The 18,973-nt window shown below is 42.9% G+C and carries 13 protein-coding genes and 1 tRNA gene; 12 read left to right on the forward strand and 2 right to left on the reverse strand.

The features are described 5' to 3' along the window. The first annotated feature begins 88 nt into the window (after positions 1-88). The gene (locus tag NYP67_RS02300; protein ID WP_060785600.1) at positions 89-931 is read left to right on the forward strand and encodes an NAD-dependent epimerase/dehydratase family protein; all 843 of its coding nucleotides are present in this window, start codon (positions 89-91) and stop codon (positions 929-931) included. Positions 932-996: 65 nt separating this feature from the next. After that, the gene (locus tag NYP67_RS02305; RefSeq protein WP_472781493.1) at positions 997-1,968 is read left to right on the forward strand and encodes a glycosyltransferase family 2 protein; all 972 of its coding nucleotides are present in this window, start codon (positions 997-999) and stop codon (positions 1,966-1,968) included. 72 nt (positions 1,969-2,040) lie between these two features. On the opposite strand, the gene NYP67_RS02310 is transcribed toward NYP67_RS02305, so the two are convergent. Continuing rightward, the gene (locus NYP67_RS02310; protein WP_473411137.1) at positions 2,041-3,711 is read right to left on the reverse strand and encodes a glucosyltransferase domain-containing protein; all 1,671 of its coding nucleotides are present in this window, start codon (positions 3,709-3,711) and stop codon (positions 2,041-2,043) included. A gap of 154 nt (positions 3,712-3,865) precedes the next feature. Here NYP67_RS02310 and NYP67_RS02315 point away from each other — a divergent pair, with 154 nt between their 5' ends. The 6 genes from NYP67_RS02315 to NYP67_RS02340 all read left to right on the forward strand — a co-directional run bounded on the left by NYP67_RS02315 (position 3,866) and on the right by NYP67_RS02340 (position 11,736). Continuing rightward, positions 3,866-5,188: a glycosyltransferase family 2 protein gene (locus NYP67_RS02315; protein ID WP_004132770.1), complete on the forward strand. Its 1,323-nt coding sequence runs from the start codon at positions 3,866-3,868 to the stop codon at positions 5,186-5,188. Between the two features lie 92 nt (positions 5,189-5,280). Continuing rightward, the gene (locus NYP67_RS02320; protein WP_473411138.1) at positions 5,281-7,224 is read left to right on the forward strand and encodes a rhamnan synthesis F family protein; all 1,944 of its coding nucleotides are present in this window, start codon (positions 5,281-5,283) and stop codon (positions 7,222-7,224) included. Then, positions 7,217-8,368: an acyltransferase family protein gene (locus NYP67_RS02325; protein WP_473411139.1), complete on the forward strand. Its 1,152-nt coding sequence runs from the start codon at positions 7,217-7,219 to the stop codon at positions 8,366-8,368. The genes NYP67_RS02320 and NYP67_RS02325 overlap by 8 nt, the downstream gene beginning before the upstream one ends. Position 8,369: 1 nt before the next feature. After that, positions 8,370-9,266, forward strand: coding sequence for a glycosyltransferase (locus tag NYP67_RS02330; protein WP_004132767.1), 897 nt, complete (start codon positions 8,370-8,372; stop codon positions 9,264-9,266). Positions 9,267-9,285: 19 nt separating this feature from the next. Beyond that, complete coding sequence (locus tag NYP67_RS02335; RefSeq protein WP_102705087.1) at positions 9,286-10,428, forward strand: glycosyltransferase family 2 protein; 1,143 nt, start codon at positions 9,286-9,288, stop codon at positions 10,426-10,428. A 78-nt stretch (positions 10,429-10,506) separates the two neighbouring features. Further along, the gene (locus tag NYP67_RS02340) at positions 10,507-11,736 is read left to right on the forward strand and encodes a UDP-galactopyranose/dTDP-fucopyranose mutase family protein (protein WP_473411211.1); all 1,230 of its coding nucleotides are present in this window, start codon (positions 10,507-10,509) and stop codon (positions 11,734-11,736) included. Positions 11,737-11,829: 93 nt separating this feature from the next. Here the strand turns inward: NYP67_RS02340 and NYP67_RS02345 are convergent. Beyond that, positions 11,830-11,914 (reverse strand) — tRNA-Ser (locus NYP67_RS02345). Between the two features lie 801 nt (positions 11,915-12,715). Here NYP67_RS02345 and NYP67_RS02350 point away from each other — a divergent pair. The 4 genes from NYP67_RS02350 to rpoB all read left to right on the forward strand — a co-directional run bounded on the left by NYP67_RS02350 (position 12,716) and on the right by rpoB (position 18,951). Further along, positions 12,716-13,663, forward strand: a complete 948-nt coding sequence (locus NYP67_RS02350; protein WP_016636192.1) for a DMT family transporter — start codon at positions 12,716-12,718, stop codon at positions 13,661-13,663. An 11-nt stretch (positions 13,664-13,674) separates the two neighbouring features. Then, positions 13,675-14,343 carry a tRNA (cytidine(34)-2'-O)-methyltransferase gene (locus tag NYP67_RS02355; RefSeq protein WP_082258759.1) on the forward strand — a complete coding sequence of 223 codons (669 nt, stop codon included), beginning with the start codon at positions 13,675-13,677 and terminating at the stop codon, positions 14,341-14,343. 64 nt (positions 14,344-14,407) lie between these two features. Continuing rightward, positions 14,408-15,184, forward strand: coding sequence for a peptide ABC transporter permease (locus NYP67_RS02360; protein ID WP_115793769.1), 777 nt, complete (start codon positions 14,408-14,410; stop codon positions 15,182-15,184). A 200-nt stretch (positions 15,185-15,384) separates the two neighbouring features. After that, positions 15,385-18,951, forward strand: a complete 3,567-nt coding sequence (gene rpoB / locus NYP67_RS02365) for a DNA-directed RNA polymerase subunit beta (RefSeq protein WP_060785614.1) — start codon at positions 15,385-15,387, stop codon at positions 18,949-18,951. Positions 18,952-18,973: the final 22 nt, after the last annotated feature.

Genomic DNA, 18,973 nt, shown 5'->3' on the forward strand with positions numbered 1-18,973 from the left:
ACGTGTTTTGTGTTAGGTTGCTTTTGTTTATAGCTTTACTGTGCTTGGCATGTTTGAAAGTTTTTATACGCTGCTAAACTGAAAAATTATGAGTAAGCGAATTCTTGTTACTGGTGCTGGTGGGTATATTGGTCGTCACGTTGTTAAAGCTCTTTTAGATGCAGGCGCTAGCGTAATTGCTTCCGACTTGCGTTTAGACGGTGTTGATGAGCGCGCAACGCGTATTGAGGCGAATATTTTTAGCGATGATGCTGATTTGTTTGCAAAGCTTGGGTCTCCAGACGTTTGCTTGCACATGGCTTGGCGCAACGGTTTTAAGCATGCTGCAGACACTCACATGGAAGATTTATCGAACCATTACCGCTTTATTCGTCTTATGCTTTCGGGTGGCTTAAAGCAGATTGCTGTTATGGGTTCTATGCACGAAGTTGGCTACTGGGAGGGCGCTATTGATGAGAGCACGCCTTGCAAGCCAGCTTCTATGTATGGCATTTCTAAGAACGCTTTGCGTGAAGCTACTTTGCTTTTAGGTAAAGAGTATAATGCCACTGTTCAATGGATTCGTGCGTACTACATTGTTGGCGACGACGCTCGTGGAAACTCTATTTTCTCTAAACTTCTTCAAGCTGCTCAAGAAGGAAAGAAGACTTTTCCGTTTACCACTGGAAAAAACAAGTACGATTTTATTAATGTAGACGTGTTGGCTAAGCAAATTGCTGCAACCGTTTTGCAAGATAAAGTAAATGGCGTAATTAATTGCTGCACGGGGGAGCCTGTTTCGCTTGCAGATCGCGTTGAGCGTTACATTCGCGAGAATAATCTTGATATTTCGCTTGAGTATGGCGCATTTCCAGATAGACCATACGATTCTCCAGCAGTTTGGGGAGATAATAGCAAAATCCAAAAGATTATGAGTGATTTTCTAAAATAGTTATTGCAAATCGTCACTTTTCTGGATTTTTAATGCTAAATTATGGTTTTTAGAAAGGATTAAAGTTGCGTGAAACATTACAAAACGGCAAGTGCCCATGCATATATTTTGTTCTTCCTTGCTACAACGAGGAGCCTGTTCTTCCGCATACTTCTAGTATTCTTTTAAGCAAAGTTACTTTTCTTATTGAAAATAAGATTATTTCGGATTCTAGCCGTATTCTTTTTGTGGATGATGGTTCTAGAGATTCAACTTGGAATATTATTTGCGATTTACACCAGTCGAATCCTTCGCTTTTTGGCGGAGTAAAGCTTGCGCATAATCGTGGTCATCAAAATGCTTTGCTTGCTGGCTTAACTACAGCATATAAATCTGGTTGCGATGCTGCAATTTCCATGGACGCTGATTTGCAAGACGATGTTGATGTTGTTGATCAATTTATTGCAAAATATGTGGAAGGCTACGAGGTTGTGTATGGCGTTCGCTCGTCTAGAGAAACAGACACATGGTTTAAGCGCAACACTGCATTAGCTTTTTACAGTGTTTTTAAGTGGATGGGTGCAGAAACCGTTCCAAATCATGCCGATTATAGACTTATGGGCAAGAATGCGTTGAAAGCTCTTTTGGAATATAAAGAAGTTAATCTTTTCTTGCGTGGCATAGTGCCGTCGATTGGCTTTAAGTCAACAAAAGTTGAGTATGTACGCGGTAAGCGCAAAGCTGGCGTGTCTAAGTATCCGCTTAAAAAGATGATTTCGTTTGCTATAGACGGCATTGCGTCTTTTTCTACTAAGCCTTTGAGTTTTGTAACATTTGCAGGATTCGCGTCTATTTTAGTTTCGCTATGCGTATTTGTTTACGTAATAGTTTCCGTTTTGCAAGGGAAAGCAGTTGCTGGTTGGGGCTCTGTTATGTTCTCAATGTGGTTTATTGGCGGATTGATTATGCTTTCAATCGGCATTGTGGGCGAATATATTGGAAAGATTTACATGGAATCTAAGCATCGCCCACGTTACGAGATTGAAACACTTATTTAAGTTGCTAACGCCTTATACTTGTTTGTTTGGTACATTTATAAAGCGTTAACAACTTTATTTTTAGTTAGTAATTTAGAATTTTACGATTATATACTTGTTATCTAAAACAGTAGTGCATTCATTCGAAGGCCAAGAAGGAATATCTTGCGCGGCTTTTTCTGCATTCATATAGTCGGATTCTGATCCAAGTGTTTCTAGATTAACTCCAGTAGTTGAGCTTATGAAACCACTTTTTACCCATGTGCCGTGAGTAGTTGAGAATCCAATCTCAAACATTGATCGCCCAATAAGTTCAAGCTGATTTGGCTTAAATTCACTAGGATTGTAGTTTGCTTTATGATTTCCAACGAATACTACTTTAAGCGGATTTTTATGATTTGCTTGTATTGCTTCTATTCTTCTAACAACGTCTTGAGCAATGTAATAGTCTTGGTTGTAAGTCATGTATTCCGTGTAGTACAAGCGGTTTACTGTAAACGACTGGCTTAATCCAATAATTGCAAGAAGAACGCATGCAATAATCGTTGTTAAAGTCTTTTTGCTAAATTGCATAATGTAATGCAACAAATACATGCATGCAAAAGCTCCAGCAAGAGGGTATGTTAGTTCCGTTCGCGCTACTCCAGATGTGCCAAGTATTACGCTCATCATCATAGGGCTTGCAACTATAGCAATAGCAAAAATAATAGTAAAAGCGTTAAGTTTTTTACGAATCACTTGAACAATAATTAACAGCACTAAAGCAATTAATGCAATTGTTATAAATACGCTATGGAATATTGTTCTTCCTAGATACATGCTTTTTGCATGCGAAAGTATAGTATGAATGATTGTTGATATAGGGTCTTTGCCCCAGCGCATTTGGTTCTTAATGTATGGATCCGTAAAGGTGTGGTTGGCAGCCATAACAATCTTGTTCAAAATCGCATAGCATGCATAACTTGCTATAAACACGCAAATATACGTAAAAACGTAAGTTACTGTGTTTTTGAATTTGCATGCATAGTTTCCTTTAACTATTAGCGCAATCATGGCTGTTCCAGCAATAAAAACAGTAGTCATTGCTAGGTAGATTGTGAATCCAAAAAGTGCAAAAACAATAGCCATTAGTGAGTATGTTAAAAGAGTTTTAAGTTCTTTACGAGTTTGGTACGCGTTATGCGCACACATAAGCGATATGCTAACAAACATTAGCGCACAAGCTACATCATCTCCCATAAGCAAGAATCCAAGCATTTCTGCAAGAATAGGAGCGCTTATAAACGGAATTATAAATAAAGCTGGGTGGAATTTTGCGCCTAAATTATGCGATTTGCTAAACAAGTATGCCCATGTTGTTGCAGACGCAAAAAGCGCAAGAACCATTAAGATTCCAGCTAATGAATTGTTATACCAGTATCTTCCTGTAATGTACTTAAAAGCTAGCAATCCAAAGCGTTCTAGGCGAATCCAAGAATTATAAAGATTGTTTGCGCGTGCAATCATCCCCTCTGTATCTATAGAGAAAGTGTTAGAAAAAGCTTTTTGGCCGTATGCAATAATCAAAAAAATCGCGCTTATTGCAAGTTCTGCAACATTAGATTTACAAAAATAAATGAAGTCTTTAAAAGAATACGTTTTTTCTGCAACTGTATCAATTGCGTTATTATCTATGCTTTTTTCGTTATTTTTTACTAGCACAGATGAGTTGTGTATTGGATTATTATTTAGTGTTTTAATGCCACTAGACTCCGTTTGATTCATGATACAACCTTTCTATGCGTTTAATCTATATGCGCTACTTACAATTGTATTATAAGATTCTATACATGCTCAACAAGCTATAAGGATTACGTTTAGTAGTACAATAGACATGATTTGTGCTGTTTTACTGATTAGTGTGCAATGGAGACGATTTATGAATCCTGCAATTTCCATAGTGGTTCCCGCTTATAACAAAGAGCCGTATATTAAGCAATGTATGGATTCACTTATTAATCAAACTCTTAAAGACATTGAGATTATTGTTGTTGACGACGCTAGTACAGATAATACTTTGCAAATTCTTCGCGATTACGAGAAAAAAGATTCTAGAGTAAAAATTATTGCTAAGGCTTTGAATGGCGGATTGCACATGGCTCGTAAAACCGCTGTTAAGGCAACTAGCGGAGATTACGTTCTTTTTGTTGACGCAGACGATGAGATTGAGCTTAAAACTTGCGAAGTTCTTTACTTGTACGCTAGTAGTCATCCTGCAGACATATTGCATTTTGGTGTTTCTATTCACCCAGAAGGCAAATCGGAGGAGGATTTTGCATACAGATACGATCAAATGTTTGCGCAAACTAATGGGGATCAATCGGGAGACAATATTATAAAATCGTCGTTTTCTAGCAATCTTGCTCATTGGGTGCCTTGGAGTATGTTAACAGCACTTTTTAAGGGTGATTTAATACGCGCTTCTTTTGAAAAAACAGTTTCTACTAGACTCACTAAAGTTGAAGACGCATACGAATACTTTGTAACAGCATCTTTTGCTAAGACTTTGAAGGACTTAACAGCGTTCCGCGCGCTTAAATACCATATTGGCAGAGGAATTTCTGGAAGATCTAAAATAAGCGTTGAAAGATTTAGCACGGAACAGCAATACATTAAAGATGTTGTGAATGCTTTTTGCGATTTTGCTGGCGATTTTGTTGACGATTCCAACGGTGCTTTTGTTAATGATTCTTTCGACGATTGCGCGCTGAAAAGTCGCAAGCAAACCGTTGAAGAAGCTGCAAAATGGTTTAATAATCGCGCTTTGAAAATAGTAAAAGATGAGTTCTTTACAAGACTAAAAGTCGAGGATTTTACAGAAGCAATAAACGCTGTTATTAAAACATGGGGATTAGAACGCGCGTGCTTGATTGTGCTAGAAGAGCTTGTGCACCTTATGAATCAAGTTGTAGAAGATGATTGCGTAATAAAACACGGCTCCGTTTGTGATGCTCTTCTTAACGTTTACCGAAATATTAAACCAGATAGTTTTAATAACCCACAGAACACTACTTATGCTGAGCAAGTAGACTTAATGTCTTTGCATATTATGCAAGTGAATCAACAAAAATACGAAGAAGAGCAAAAGCGTTTGCAAATTGAAGAGCAAAAACGTTACGATGCAATGCCAGCTTATAAGCGTTTTGCAAAAAAGATAAAAAAGTCAATTAAAAACTTAACTAAACCAAATAATGATAAGTAAAAGTTAAAAAATAAATAAATTTGAGATTAAACAAAATACAAAATTACACAATAGAATAATCAAAGATAATTAAAGGTAAATCGGGAGATAACATGATTTTGGAAAATCCAAAGCGCTTGGGCATTTTCTTCTTCTATGATGCGCAAGGTCACGCAGACCGTTATGTGTCTACGTTGCTTGACGGATTTAAGCCATTCTTTAACGAGCTTGCGATTGTAGTAAACGGAAAAATAGACGAACCAAGCAAAGCAATGCTTAAAAGCTATGCGAATAAGTTTATTTTGCGCGAAAACAAGGGTTTTGACGTGTGGGCGTACAAAACTGCAATGGACTCTTACGGTTGGGAGAATCTGGAAAAGTTTGATGAAGTAGTGTTATTTAACGCTACGATTATGGGGCCAGTTTATCCGTTTAGCGAAATGTTTAACGCTATGAACGCAAAAGACCTTGATTTTTGGGGCATAACAAAGTTTCATAAGGTTAATGGAGACCCGTTTGGATACAGTCCGTACGGATATTTGCCAGAACATATTCAATCGCATTTTCACGCATACAGAAAAAGCTTTGTTCAATCCAAAGATTTTCAGGATTATTGGAATAATCTTCCACCAATCAACAGCTACTTTGAGTCGGTTGGATTACATGAATCTGTGTTTACAAAGCGATTTGCAGACAAGGGATACAAGTGGTCTGTATACGTTGATACGAGTGATTTAGAAGGTTACTCTTACGGTCCAATAACGTATGCTGCAAGGCAGATTGTGGAATATAAGCGTTGCCCGATTTTTAAGCGCAGGTCGTTCTTCCACGATTACTCCGACGTTTCTACGCAATCTGTTGGAAACCAAGCATTGGATTTATACGAGTATTTGCGGGATCACACCGATTACAACACGGATTTGATTTGGGAAAATGCTTTGCGAAGCATGAATATGGCAGATTTGATGAAGAATCTTCATTTGCGATACATTTTGCCGCAAAATCAGATTGTAGAAAACTCATCAACAGCTACATCAACATCTACTGCTAAGCCTGCATCTAAGCCAAAAGTCGCGTTGTGCATGCACTTGTATTACATGGATTTGCTAGATAAAAGTTTGCACTATATTCAATCCATGCCGCAAGGATGTGACGTTATTTTAACTGTAGAATCGAAAGAAAACCAGCAAATCGTGAAACAACGCGTGAAACAACTTCCGTATAACGTAGACGTGCGGTTGATTGAAAATCGCGGTAGAGATGTGAGCGCATTCTTAGTGGGCGGCGGCGCAGATCTTATGAAGTACGATTACGTATGCTTTGCTCACGATAAAAAAGTCACGCAATTATCTCCTCGAAGCATAGGTGACGGATTCGCTTACAAGTGTTTTGAAAATATTCTTGCAAGTAAAGAGTATGTGCAAAACGTTATAAATCTATTTGAAACGCATCCGCGACTTGGAATGGCAATGCCAACGCCGCCAAATCATGCAGACTACTTCCCAGGATTTACATACACTTGGGGTCCAAACTTTGAGGGTACAAAGAAATTCCTAGAAAAAACGTTAGGAATCAGCGTTCCGTTAGACGAAAACAAAGACGCTATAGCTCCGCTTGGCACAATGTTCTGGTTCCGCACGAAAGCACTGCACGGGCTATTGGATAGAAAGTGGACTTACGAAGATTTCCCAGCAGAACCGCTAAAAATAGACGGAACGTTGTTGCACTTTATAGAGCGAGCATACGGGTATGTGCCGCAATCAAACGGCTACTACGACGCATACATATTCTCCGACCACTTTGCGCGAATAGAGATGACGAATCTAGAATTCGATGTTCGAGAACTATCAAAATCTGTTAGCACGCCGTGGATTAAGCACAATTTGGAAGAAACTTGTAGAGAAGTAATGCGCGGAAAGCGCTTCCGCTACACTGTTTTAAGAGTGCTAAAAAGTATTGCAAAACGCGTATTTTATAAGGCTTTGTACATAGCTCAAAGAATTGTACACATTTGTCGTAAAGGTAACGTTGGTAGTGAAGGTAAAGAAGATGAGTGATATAAGCGTAAATACAGACGCAACAAAATGCGTTCGCGCGCGCGCAAAAAAACCGCGACTTTTCTATTTGGATTGGATTCGCGCAATAGCTGCGATTTTGATTGTTGTAACTCATTTTAACAATCCGTATTTGGAGCCTACGCGATTCTTTGTAAATAGGCCGTTTGGAATTTACATTGGCGGATTAGGAGTATCGCTATTTTTGATTATTTCTGGCGCCGCTCTTATGTACAACTACGGGGATAGAGAAAGCCTGGATTTGCGCACATTCTACACAAAGCGCGCAAAAACGTTGTATCCAATGTTTTGGGTGGCATTTATAGTGGCGAATATTTTACTGTTTATTCGCAATAATGGCTATATTTTTGTACCAAGGCATAAAATAACAGTAATTTTTTCGCTTTTTGGAATGGATGGCTACGCTTCTGCATTCGGTGTAGGCACATTTTACACTTTAGGTGAATGGTTCCTCGGATTCATAATACTGTTTTACATAGTGTTCCCGCTTTTAAGAGTTGGCGTAAATAAAATGCCAATAGCAACTGTTTGCATTGTGTTGGCTCTATATGTTGTAACAGTTGCGTTCTTTATGTTTTACCAGATTCCACGAGTGCCGTCTGATATTCTTTTAACAACAAGATTGCCAGAATTAGTATTTGGCATGATTTTTGTAAAGTTTATTAAAAAAGTGCCGTCTTGGCTTGCTGCAGTATCTTTTGTGATCCTTGCAGCACAACAATTAACGCACATATTAAAAGACAATATTGCAGTTACGATTGTAGGAATATTTGCATTCCTATTGCTATCTTATATTGGCGAACTTGTTAAAAGTTTTAAGCCACTAAGCGCGTGCACAAAGTTTATATCCGCATATTCGTACCCGATTTTTTTGGTTCACCACGTGTTAATAATGCAAGTGTTTACAGTAATATACCCTGTGTGGCTTAATCGCTGGCAAGCGTACGGATTGCTAATCGCAGAGTTTGTGGTGATTCTTGTGCTTTCTGTAATACTCAAGCGTTTTACAAACTTGATTGTTGGTTTTGTGAGCAAATATTTAGTGAAAAGTAGTAGCAAAAATAGTGTTGAAAGTGCTGTGAGAAATCGCAGTGATAATAGCAGCACGAATCGCAGTTTGGATTAACATGCATATTTGTGCAGGAATAATCACCTATAATCCAACTTTAACAGACGTAAGCACGTGTTTAGAAGCGCTATGCAATCAAGTAGAGCGCGTAATAATCGTAGACAATGCGTCTAAAAATGTTAAAAGCTTGCAAGAAGTTGTAAGCAAATACACAAACGTGACTTTAGTTAAAAACAGTCAAAATATTGGTTTTGCAAAAGCATTGACGCAAGTGTTTGAGTGGGCAAAATCGCAAGGTTTCAACTGGGTTCTAACGCTTAACGACGATTCTGTTGTGCCAAGCAACATGATTAGCGAATACAAGAAAATCCTAGAAAATCAGGGAAGTCTTGTAAATCAAAAAAATGCAAAAAATTCAAAAATCGCAATTGTATGCTCTTTGCTAAAAAACCGTTTAGACGGCACGATTTTACACAGCAAGTGTCACGAAGACGAATGCATAACGTCTGGAAGCTTAACAAGCGTAGAAGCGTGGGCTAAGATCGGCGGATTTGACGAATGGCTAGAAATCGACGGAGTAGACTTCGACTTTTCAAGGAGACTAGTGCGCGCTGGCTGGCAAATCGTAGAGTGCCAAAACGTTATAATGGAACACCAAATCGGCAAAGCGCGCTCAATAAACTTGATTATAAAACACCCAATCGTGTGGAATCACAACGCAAATCGCAAGTACTACATAGCGCGAAATATGCAAGTAGTGGACTACAAAATGGGAACATACTCGTATGCTAAGTCGTTGCGTGCAGTTGTGCGAGATATGATTTTCGTTGCGCTGTGGGAAAAGAATAAATTTGCGAAAATTCGCGCGATGATACGCGGATTTAAGGATGGGCAGCAAAAGATTCGTCAAATGCGCAAAATCTCATCTTGTAAAGCAGAACAGAACGCGGTTTGAAAGGATAGCAATGACAGCAATGGAAAATTATGCTAAAAACGAAAATCCGCTAGTTTCTATAATCGTGCCAGTTTACAATTCTGCAAAATATTTGAGCGGATGCGTGGACTCGATTCTTGCGCAAACTTACAAAAACATAGAGCTGATTTTAGTAGACGACGGATCCAAAGACGACTCGGGTAAAATTTGCGATTCATACGCATCAAAAGATTCGCGAGTTAAAGTAATACACCAACAAAATGGCGGAATATCGCGCGCGCAAAACGCGGGGCTTGATGCGGCTCGTGGCGAATTTATAGCGTTTGCAGACAATGACGATATTCTAGATTGCAAAAATATTGAGATTTTGTTAAACGCGCTTTTGCAAAGCGGAGCTAGCATGAGCAAAGCAAAATGGCGTCAATTTGGGCTAAGTAGCTTAGAGCAGATTAAAAAAGAAGCTGGATTGGATGCGCGTGGAGTGGATGCGAGTGACTTGCGTTCGGAAAAGTCGCAAGCAACCGAGCGTTTAGAGAAGATGCCTCAAATAAAAATCGTAAAAAATCCTCTAAAAGCGTATCAAACTGTATTTTGCAAAATATTTAGAATAATCGGAAACAAGCTGGGCAAAAACAGCGAAGCGCGCTACTTTAACGAAGCGAATTGGTGCAGGCTGTACAAGCGAGAAATCTGGGATGGAGTGCGATTCCCCGAAGGAAAGTTTGCGCAAGATACGGCTATGGCGAGCGTGCTGTACTCGCGCATGAATTGCGTGTCGCATGTGGACGCAGTGTTGTATTACTGGCTGCAACGCGCAGATTCCGTAACGCACAAAATGCGAGACGCGGACTTTTACCACGATCATATAGACGCTGTTCGAGCAAATTGGGATTTGTGCTTAGAACACAACGTTTTGCCAGCAAGAAGCTACTACACAATGGTTGGAAATTTGAGGTACGAGCGATGCGCGCTGAAAAGCGGAGAAAATACGCTTAAAAGCGGAAAAAATAGCGACGCAGAAATCCAAAAAATATACGAAAAAAATTATGATAAAGACGTAAAATTTGCTAAATCAGCTGTTAAAAAGCTTACGATTTTACAGCGCGCGCAATGTTTTACGATGTCGTGTGTAAGAAATCTTGAAAAAATAATCTACGATTACAAAATCAAAAACATGAAGTAATGCATTAAAAACATTAAGTAATGCAATTAAAAATCGAAGAGTAAAGTGTAAATCAGAAAGCAAGAAATGAGTGGGAAAATGAGCGAATACCCAGATTTAGTAGTTGTTGGAGCAGGCTTGTTCGGCTTAACTGTAGCGCAGCAAGCGGCAGAACGCGTTGGCGCTCGCGTTGAGATTATTGACGTGCGTAATCACATTGGCGGCAACGCTTACTCGTATTTTGACGAGCGCACGGGAATCGAAATTCACAAGTATGGCGCGCATCTTTTTCACACAAGCAACAAGCGCGTGTGGGATTATGTGAACCGTTTTACATCGTTTACTAACTACGTGCATCGCGTTTACGCAACTCACGACGGCGAAGTGTATTCGTTGCCAATCAACTTGGGTACAATTAACCAATTTTTCCACGCGCATTACACGCCAGAAGAAGCAAAGGCTTTGATTGCAAGTCAAGCAGGGGAGTTCGCTGGAAAAGATCCGCAAAATTTGAACGATAAAGGCATTAGCTTAATTGGGCGGCCGCTTTACGAAGCGTTTATCAAGAATTACACAGCAAAGCAGTGGCAAACGGACCCTTCTAAGCTGCCTGCAGGGATTATTAAGCGCTTGCCTGTGCGATTTAACTACAATAATCGCTACTTTAAAGACACTTGGGAAGGTTTGCCAAAGGATGGCTACACGGCTTGGATGCAGCGCATGATTGATAATCCGCTAATTCACGTTTCGCTTGGAGTGGACTTTTTCGACGAGTCGCAGCCGTTTAACAAGCGCGCTCTGGCGGAAGCTGGAGTGCCAGTGGTTTATACGGGGCCAGTGGACAGGTATTTTGACTACGCACTTGGCGAGTTAAAGTGGCGAACTGTTGACTTTAAGGAAGTGCGTTACAAGGAGAGCGACCACTTTGGCTGCCCAGTTATGAACTATTCAGATGCAGATGTTCCGTTTACGCGCGCGATTGAGTTTAAGAACTTTAATCCAGAGCGCGAGGAGGTTGGCGATTGCGAGGCTGGCGGCGTTGCTAGCTGCGATGCTGATTTTGTGCCAGGTAAAAGCGTTAAAGCTGGGGAGACTGTTGTTTGGCAGGAGTATTCTCGCGCTGCAACTCGCGACGACGAGCCGTATTATCCAGTGAATACTGAGGAAGATAAAGCCTTGTATGCGCGCTATGCAGAGCTTGCAGCTGCTGAGCCGAACACTGTTTTTGGTGGGCGATTGGGAACGTACAGTTACTACGATATGCACAATGTGATTGATATGGCTTTGCGCGCTTACGAATCGCAAGTAGCGCCACTTATTGCGCGTTAAGCGTAAATAAGGCTGGAGCAAGTAAGGCTGGCGCAAAGTATATAAGTACGAAAAAGGGTTCCAACCAACAGTACTGGCTAGAAACCCTACTCGCGGAGAATACGAGATTCGAACTCGTGAGGCTGTTACACCAACACGCTTTCCAAGCGTGCGCCATAGACCACTAGGCGAATTCTCCACATCAATCATTGCGCTAAACACACAACGAAAGACAACTTAAATAAGATAACATAGTGTGCGGATAATGCAAAATCGCGCGTTGCGCGACGACCTGCCTTTTCGCTTAAAGCGTAGCGCGAATCGACGATTTCGAGCTGCATAATGCGCGAGAAATCACCTCGATTCGCTGAGCCGCTCAAACGTAAAGTCCAGTGGACTTTACGTGCGGCGAAGACGTTAGCGCGCTTAGACTGCGCTAACGATTTTCCAATTCGGAGCGCTGAGCCGCTCAAAGCAGAAGCACTGCTTCTGCGCTGCAAAGCGCTTTGACTGAGCTTGAAATTGCATAGCGCGTTTCAAGCTCCTTCAAAGCGTGATTTGGCATGTAAAGTCCAGTGGACTTTACATGCCAAATCAGCCGAGCGGCTACTAATAGCTGCGCGCGCCAACCTGCCGGAGCGCTTGAAGCGTAGCGCGCGAAGGCAATTTTGCGCGCTGAGCAGCTCAAGACAGAAGCACTGCTTCTGCGCTGCGAAGACGTGAGCGCAGCTAATCTGCGCGAGCGACATAGCGCGCTGTAACGCGCGAGCGACATTTTTAACGTTTTTGCGATTCTTAAATCACCTTAATAGATTTATTGCACACACAATCCTTGCAATTGCGTGTTGTCGATTATGTGCGTGTTGTTGATTATATGATAGTGTAGATTTTTCATATGTAGTAAGCGATTTGCCAGACTTGCGATTTGCGACTTACTACAGATGCGCAAAACTACAGGATTATTAGCAAATACAGGATTTAAGTTTAGAAGGTGTTTAGCATGGATGTTGGTTTTGTAAAGAATATCCAAAAAATAAAACCTAAAAAACCGAATCCTGCAGTTGATCATAGTCCGCGCACAATGATGATTGGCATAATCTTAACAATTCTTGGCGGCGCGCTTTGGGGCACAAACGCTACTGTTTCTAAGATTCTAATGTCTAAATACCTTGTAAGTCCGCTGCAAATCGCGTGCGTTCGTCAGCTTGCTGCAGGCGTGCTATTCGTAATTGTTGCCTCAATTGTTAATCGCAAGCAACTCGTTGGCGCATTAAGCACAAAAAAATCATGGCCAATGCTAGTCGTAACAGGTATTGTGTGCGTGCTTTTAACGCAAGTTGCGTATCTTTTTACAATCGACTGGACTAACTCTGGAACAGCTACCGTTTTGCAAAGCCTCAATCTGCTTTTTGTTCTTGTTTACGTGTGTTTGCGGTCAAAAAGAACTCCGACTTTGCGCGAAAACATTGGTGTTTTGCTTGCGTTTGCAGGAACTGCGCTTATGGCAACGGGCGGCAATTTTAGCTCGCTTTCGCTGCCGTTGATGGGACTTTTGTGGGGATTAGCAGATGCTGCGAGTACGGCGGCGCTTGCGATTATGCCAGTTAAATTGATTGCAAAATGGGGAAATCTTACTGTAAACGGAATCACGTTTATTATTGCAGGTCTTATTATGCTGCCATTTGTGAAGCCATGGCAAACAATGCCTCCTTTGGATTTGCGCGCGTATTTGCTGTTTACTTTTACGATTGTTGGCGGAACTTTTGGCGCATATTGGATGTTTTTGGCTGGCATTATGCGAGTTGGATCTGTGCGCGGAACGCTTTTGGGCGCGAGCGAGCCTGTTATGGCTGCAATCACGGCTGTTGTATTTACGGGAGCTGTGTTCTCGTGGGCTGATTTTGCAGGATTTGCGCTTATTTTTATTATGATGATTTTATTGAGGTGATTATGACGAATATGCAAGATGCACAAAACACGGATTTACAAAATCCAGATGCACAAAACCCAGTCAATCGCGTAGAGCAGATGTATGAGTACGGCTACCGAAAGTCAAACTACGGCCCAGACGAGCTTGTAACAGACGCGCACGGAAATCCAATCAGCGTTATGGATGCCATGCTAAGCGCGCAAGATGCAAGCACTGCGCAAACTCAAACTCCGCACTTGTGCTTCTACTCGCCTAGAATCCCAGGAAATACAGGTTCTGCGATTCGCCTTTGCGCGGTAACTGGTACGATTTTGCATCTTGTAGAGCCGCTTGGATTTAATCTTCAAGACACAAAGCTTCGTCGCGCGGGTCTTGATTATCACGATATGGCACACGTTGTTATGCATCCGAATTTTGAAAACCTTGTTGAGTCAATGCCAAATTCTCGCATAATCGCGTTTACTGCAAATGCCACAAAACTTTACACAGATATTGAGTATAAGCCGAACGATATTTTGCTTTTTGGGCCAGAGCCAGGAGATATTCCAGATCCGATGGATATTATGGCAGGCCCGCATGTTGCGGAACAGGTTCGCTTGCCAATGCGTCCTTCGCTTAGAAGCTTAAATCTTACGAATTGCGCGTCAATCGCCATTTATGAGGCGTGGCGTCAGCTTGGATTTGAGGGTGGGAAGTAATCAAAAGTAGTCAAAAATAGCAAAAAATAGCCAAAAATAGTCTTAAAACTACTCATGCATTACAATGGTTAATATGCCTGTGTTAAAACGTAAACCGAAGCGGAAGATTAGTGCTGCGCGCCGTCGCATGTACATTCGCCGCCGAATCGTAGTTTGCGTGGGGCTGCTGGCTGTTTTAGTGTTTTGTATATTTTGCATAATCAGCATTTTTAAGGGCATTAGCGCAATTGGAACCGCTATAAACAAGCATTCAGACGTTACGTTATCTAAACAACTTGTGCCAGATCCAAGACCCGTTGGAGTCATAAAAAAATGCAATTCAAAAGACGTTAGAATTGAGCTATCTTCTTCGTCTCAAGCTATTCCAATGGGCGGAAGTGTAGAGTTTAATGCTCATATTGTTTACGAAGGCGATGATTCATGCAGGATTGACGCTTCGAGCGGAAGAATGGTGTTGACTGTAGGCCAAAGTGCAAGCGATTCATCGCAAGCTGCTGGCGATTCTTCTGGCGCAAAAGGCGATAAATCAAATAAGTCAAATAAGCAAAATAAGTCGAATCAGTCGAATAAGTCGAAAGACAAGTCTGCACAAGCAGCTGTTCCGCAATGGCAATCAGATATGTGTGTAATTCCGCTAAAGCCGCTGCTTATGGCAAAAGGCGATTCGTACGATAAAAAGTTTACTTGGAATGCAAACGCTACGATTGGCACGCCGAGTGGAGAAAATTGCGCTAACGACTCCGATTTGCCTAAAGTTTCGCGCGGAACGTATATTGCGCAAATCGAGCATAAAGACGTAGCAGGGTTGCAAAGCAATCCTGTGGTTATTTCTGTTCGCTAGTGCCTGCATAAATGACGATAAAAAGTCGAAGCGAAGGGGTAAAATCGTTTCTTTGTACACGGTGTGTCATATAGCGGGCATACTCAAGGAACCGAAGAAGGCGCCCGCAAACCCAAAATCGTTGATTTTAAGCGCGTTTGCTGCGATTTTCTAAAGCTCCCAAGGATTAATAAAACTAGCTAGCGATAAAGGAACGTCCATTGGCTGCTGAACAAGCTACGACGAACACCACCAAAGTCATCGCACGTGCCGACGAGCACAGCATTAAATTGCACAAAGCGTCGGATCGTGTGAATTTCGGCTCCATTTGTGAGCCAATCGATGTGCCATACCTCCTCGGTGTGCAAACCGACAGCTTTGACTGGCTGATCGGCTCCGAGCGTTGGAAGAAGCGCGTCGAAGAAGATGAGGCAAATGGCACTCACACGGTGCCACACGTCTCTGGTCTGGAAGAAGTGTTCCAAGAGATTTCTCCAATCGAGAATTTTGCTGAGACAATGAGCCTCACATTCTCGGATCCATATTTTGAAGAGCCACGTCACACTGTGCTTGAGTGCAAAGAGAAGGATTACACATATTCCGCTCCTTTGTATGTAAATGCAGAGTTTGAAAACGGCGAAACTGGCGAGATTAAGAGCCAGACTGTTTTTATGGGTGATTTCCCATTACAAACCCCACACGGAACATTCATTATTGGCGGCACTGAGCGCGTAATCGTGTCTCAGCTTGTGCGTTCCCCAGGCGTGTACTTCGATCGCACGCAAGATCGCACTTCCGATAAAGACGTTTTTGGCGCAAAAATCATTCCAAGTCGCGGAGCGTGGCTTGAGTTCGAGATTGATAAGCGCGATGTTCTTGGCGTGCGCGTAGATCGCAAGCGCAAGCAGTCTGCAATCGTATTCTTAATGGCAATCGGCATGACTAAGCCAGAAATTGCCGAAGCATTCCAGGGTTATCCTCTTGTTCTCGACGCTCTAGAAAAAGAGCCAATCGATACTCAAGACGATGCTCTTACAGACTTGTACAGAAAGATTCGCCCAGCAGATACCGCAACTGCCGACGCGGGCCGCAATTTGCTCGAATCCTTCTACTTCAACACAAAGCGCTACGATTTGGCGCGCGTTGGTCGCTACAAGATTAATCGCAAGCTTGGTTTGGAAGCGGATTACAACGATCGCAGCTTGAATCGCGAAGACATTATTGCAACAATCAAGTATTTGGTTACTTTGCATGCTGGCGAAAAGACCTTCCCAGGCAAGCGCGATGGCGAAGATGTGCAGTTGCGTGTAGACGTAGACGATATTGATCACTTTGGAAACCGCCGAATCCGCCAGGTTGGCGAGCTTGTACAGAATCAGATTCGTACTGGCTTAAGCCGTATGGAGCGCGTTGTGCGCGAGCGCATGACAACTCAAGACGCTGAGGCGATTACACCACAGTCATTGATTAACATTCGACCAGTTAACGCTACGATTAAGGAGTTCTTCGGAACTTCCCAGCTCAGCCAGTTTATGGATCAAAACAATCCTTTGGCAGGCGTTACAAACAAGCGTCGTCTTTCGGCTCTTGGTCCTGGTGGTCTTTCTAGAGACCGCGCATCTATGGAAGTTCGAGACGTGCATCCATCCCACTTTGGTCGTATGTGCCCAATCGAATCCCCAGAAGGTCCAAACATCGGTCTTATCGGTTCGCTTGCAACCTTTGGTCGCATTAATCCATTCGGCTTTATTGAAACGCCTTATCGTAAGGTTGTTAACGGTCATGTGACTAACGAAGTCGAATATATGACTGCAGACCGCGAAGCCGAGCACGTTATTGCTCAGGCAAACCAGGAACTCGACGAAAATGGCAACTTTGTTGGCACGCAGGCACTTGCTCGCGTGGACGAAGAAGAGGCAGTCGATGTGCCTGTAAGCACTGTTGACTACATGGATGTTTCCCCACGTCAGATGGTTTCCCTCGGCGCAAGCTTGATTCCATTCTTGGAGCACGATGAAGGTCACCGTGCTTTGATGGGTACCAACATGCAGCGCCAGGCCGTGCCTCTTATTAAGTCGGAGCGTCCACTTGTTGGTACGGGTTCCGAATGGCGTGCTGCAGTTGATTCTGGAGACGTGATTCTTTCCGAAAAGCCAGGCGTTGTAACCTACGTTTCTGCGGATATTATTCGCGTTATGAACGATGACGGAACTCAATCTAGCTACAAGCTTTCTAAGTTCCAGCGCTCCAACCAGACTACTTGCTACAACCAGGTGCCGCTTATTAAAGATGGCGAGCGCGTAGAAGCAGGTACCGTTTTGGCTGATGGCCCTGCAACAGACAAGGGTGAGCTTGCACTCGGCAAGAATTTGCTTGTTGCGTTTATGCCTTGGAACGGCTACAACTACGAGGATGCTGTGATTATTTCTCAGCGACTCGTGCAAGACGATACGCTTTCTTCGATTCACATTGAAGAGTACGAGATTGACGCGCGCGAAACCAAGCTTGGTGCCGAAGAGATTACTCGCGACCTTCCAAACGTTGGTGAAGACGCTATTGCAAACCTCGACGAGCGCGGTATTATTCGCATTGGTGCCGAGGTTGAAGCTGGCGATATTTTGGTTGGTAAGGTAACTCCTAAGGGCGAGACCGAGCTTACTCCAGAAGAGCGCTTACTTCGTGCAATCTTTGGCGAAAAGAGCCGCGAAGTTCGAGACACTTCGTTGCGCGTGCCTCACGGCGAAACTGGTACCGTGATTGCTGTTAAGGAAATCACTCGCGAAGACGCTGAAGACGATGGCGATGAGCTTCCAAATGGCGTAAACCAGATGATTCGCGTTTACATTGCTCAGCATCGCAAGATTACGCAGGGCGATAAGCTTTCTGGTCGTCACGGTAATAAGGGTGTTATTTCCCGCATTTTGCCAGAAGAGGATATGCCATTCTTGGAGGATGGTACTCCAGTAGACATTATGCTTAACCCGCTGGGCGTGCCTTCTCGAATGAACTTGGGCCAGGTGCTCGAGCTTCACTTGGGTTGGATTGCTCACGCAGGCTGGGATATTAACTTGGATCCAGACCTTGAGGCTGCTTGGAAGAAGTACGTGCCAGAAGGCGCCGAGCACGGCGATCCATGCACTCCTGTTGCAACTCCAGTGTTCGACGGCGTGCGCCCAGAGACCTTGAAGGGTCTTTTGAGCACTACGCTTGCAGACCGCGATGGCAATAAGCTTGTTGGCTCCGACGGTAAGGCAACACTGTTTGACGGCCGCACTGGTGAACCATTCCCTAAGCCAATTTCTGTTGGTTACATGTACATCTTGAAGCTGCATCACTTGGTTGATGATAAGATTCACGCTCGTTCCACTGGTCCTTACTCTATGATTACCCAGCAGCCGTTGGGTGGTAAGGCTCAGTTCGGCGGCCAGCGCTTTGGTGAGATGGAAGTGTGGGCGCTTGAGGCTTATGGCGCTGCGTACACATTGCACGAAATGATGACCACAAAGTCTGATGACGTTGACGGTCGCGTGCGCGTGTATGGCGCTATTGTTAAGGGCGATAATCTTCCACCTGCTGGTATTCCTGAGTCCTTTAAGGTGTTGCTCAAGGAAATGCAGTCGCTCTCCTTGAATGTTGAGGTGCTTAACTCCGAAGGAGTGGCAATCGACATGAAGGATGAAGATGATGATCCGGTGTCGTCTTCTGAAAATTTGGGCTTTAATATTGGTGCACGACCAGATTCGTCTGCCAAAGAAGACCAAGTTATTCAAGAACCTGAATACCAGTGATACAAGTGTTACAAGTGTTTTA

This window comes from Gardnerella sp. c23Ub_4 (genome assembly GCF_055804115.1).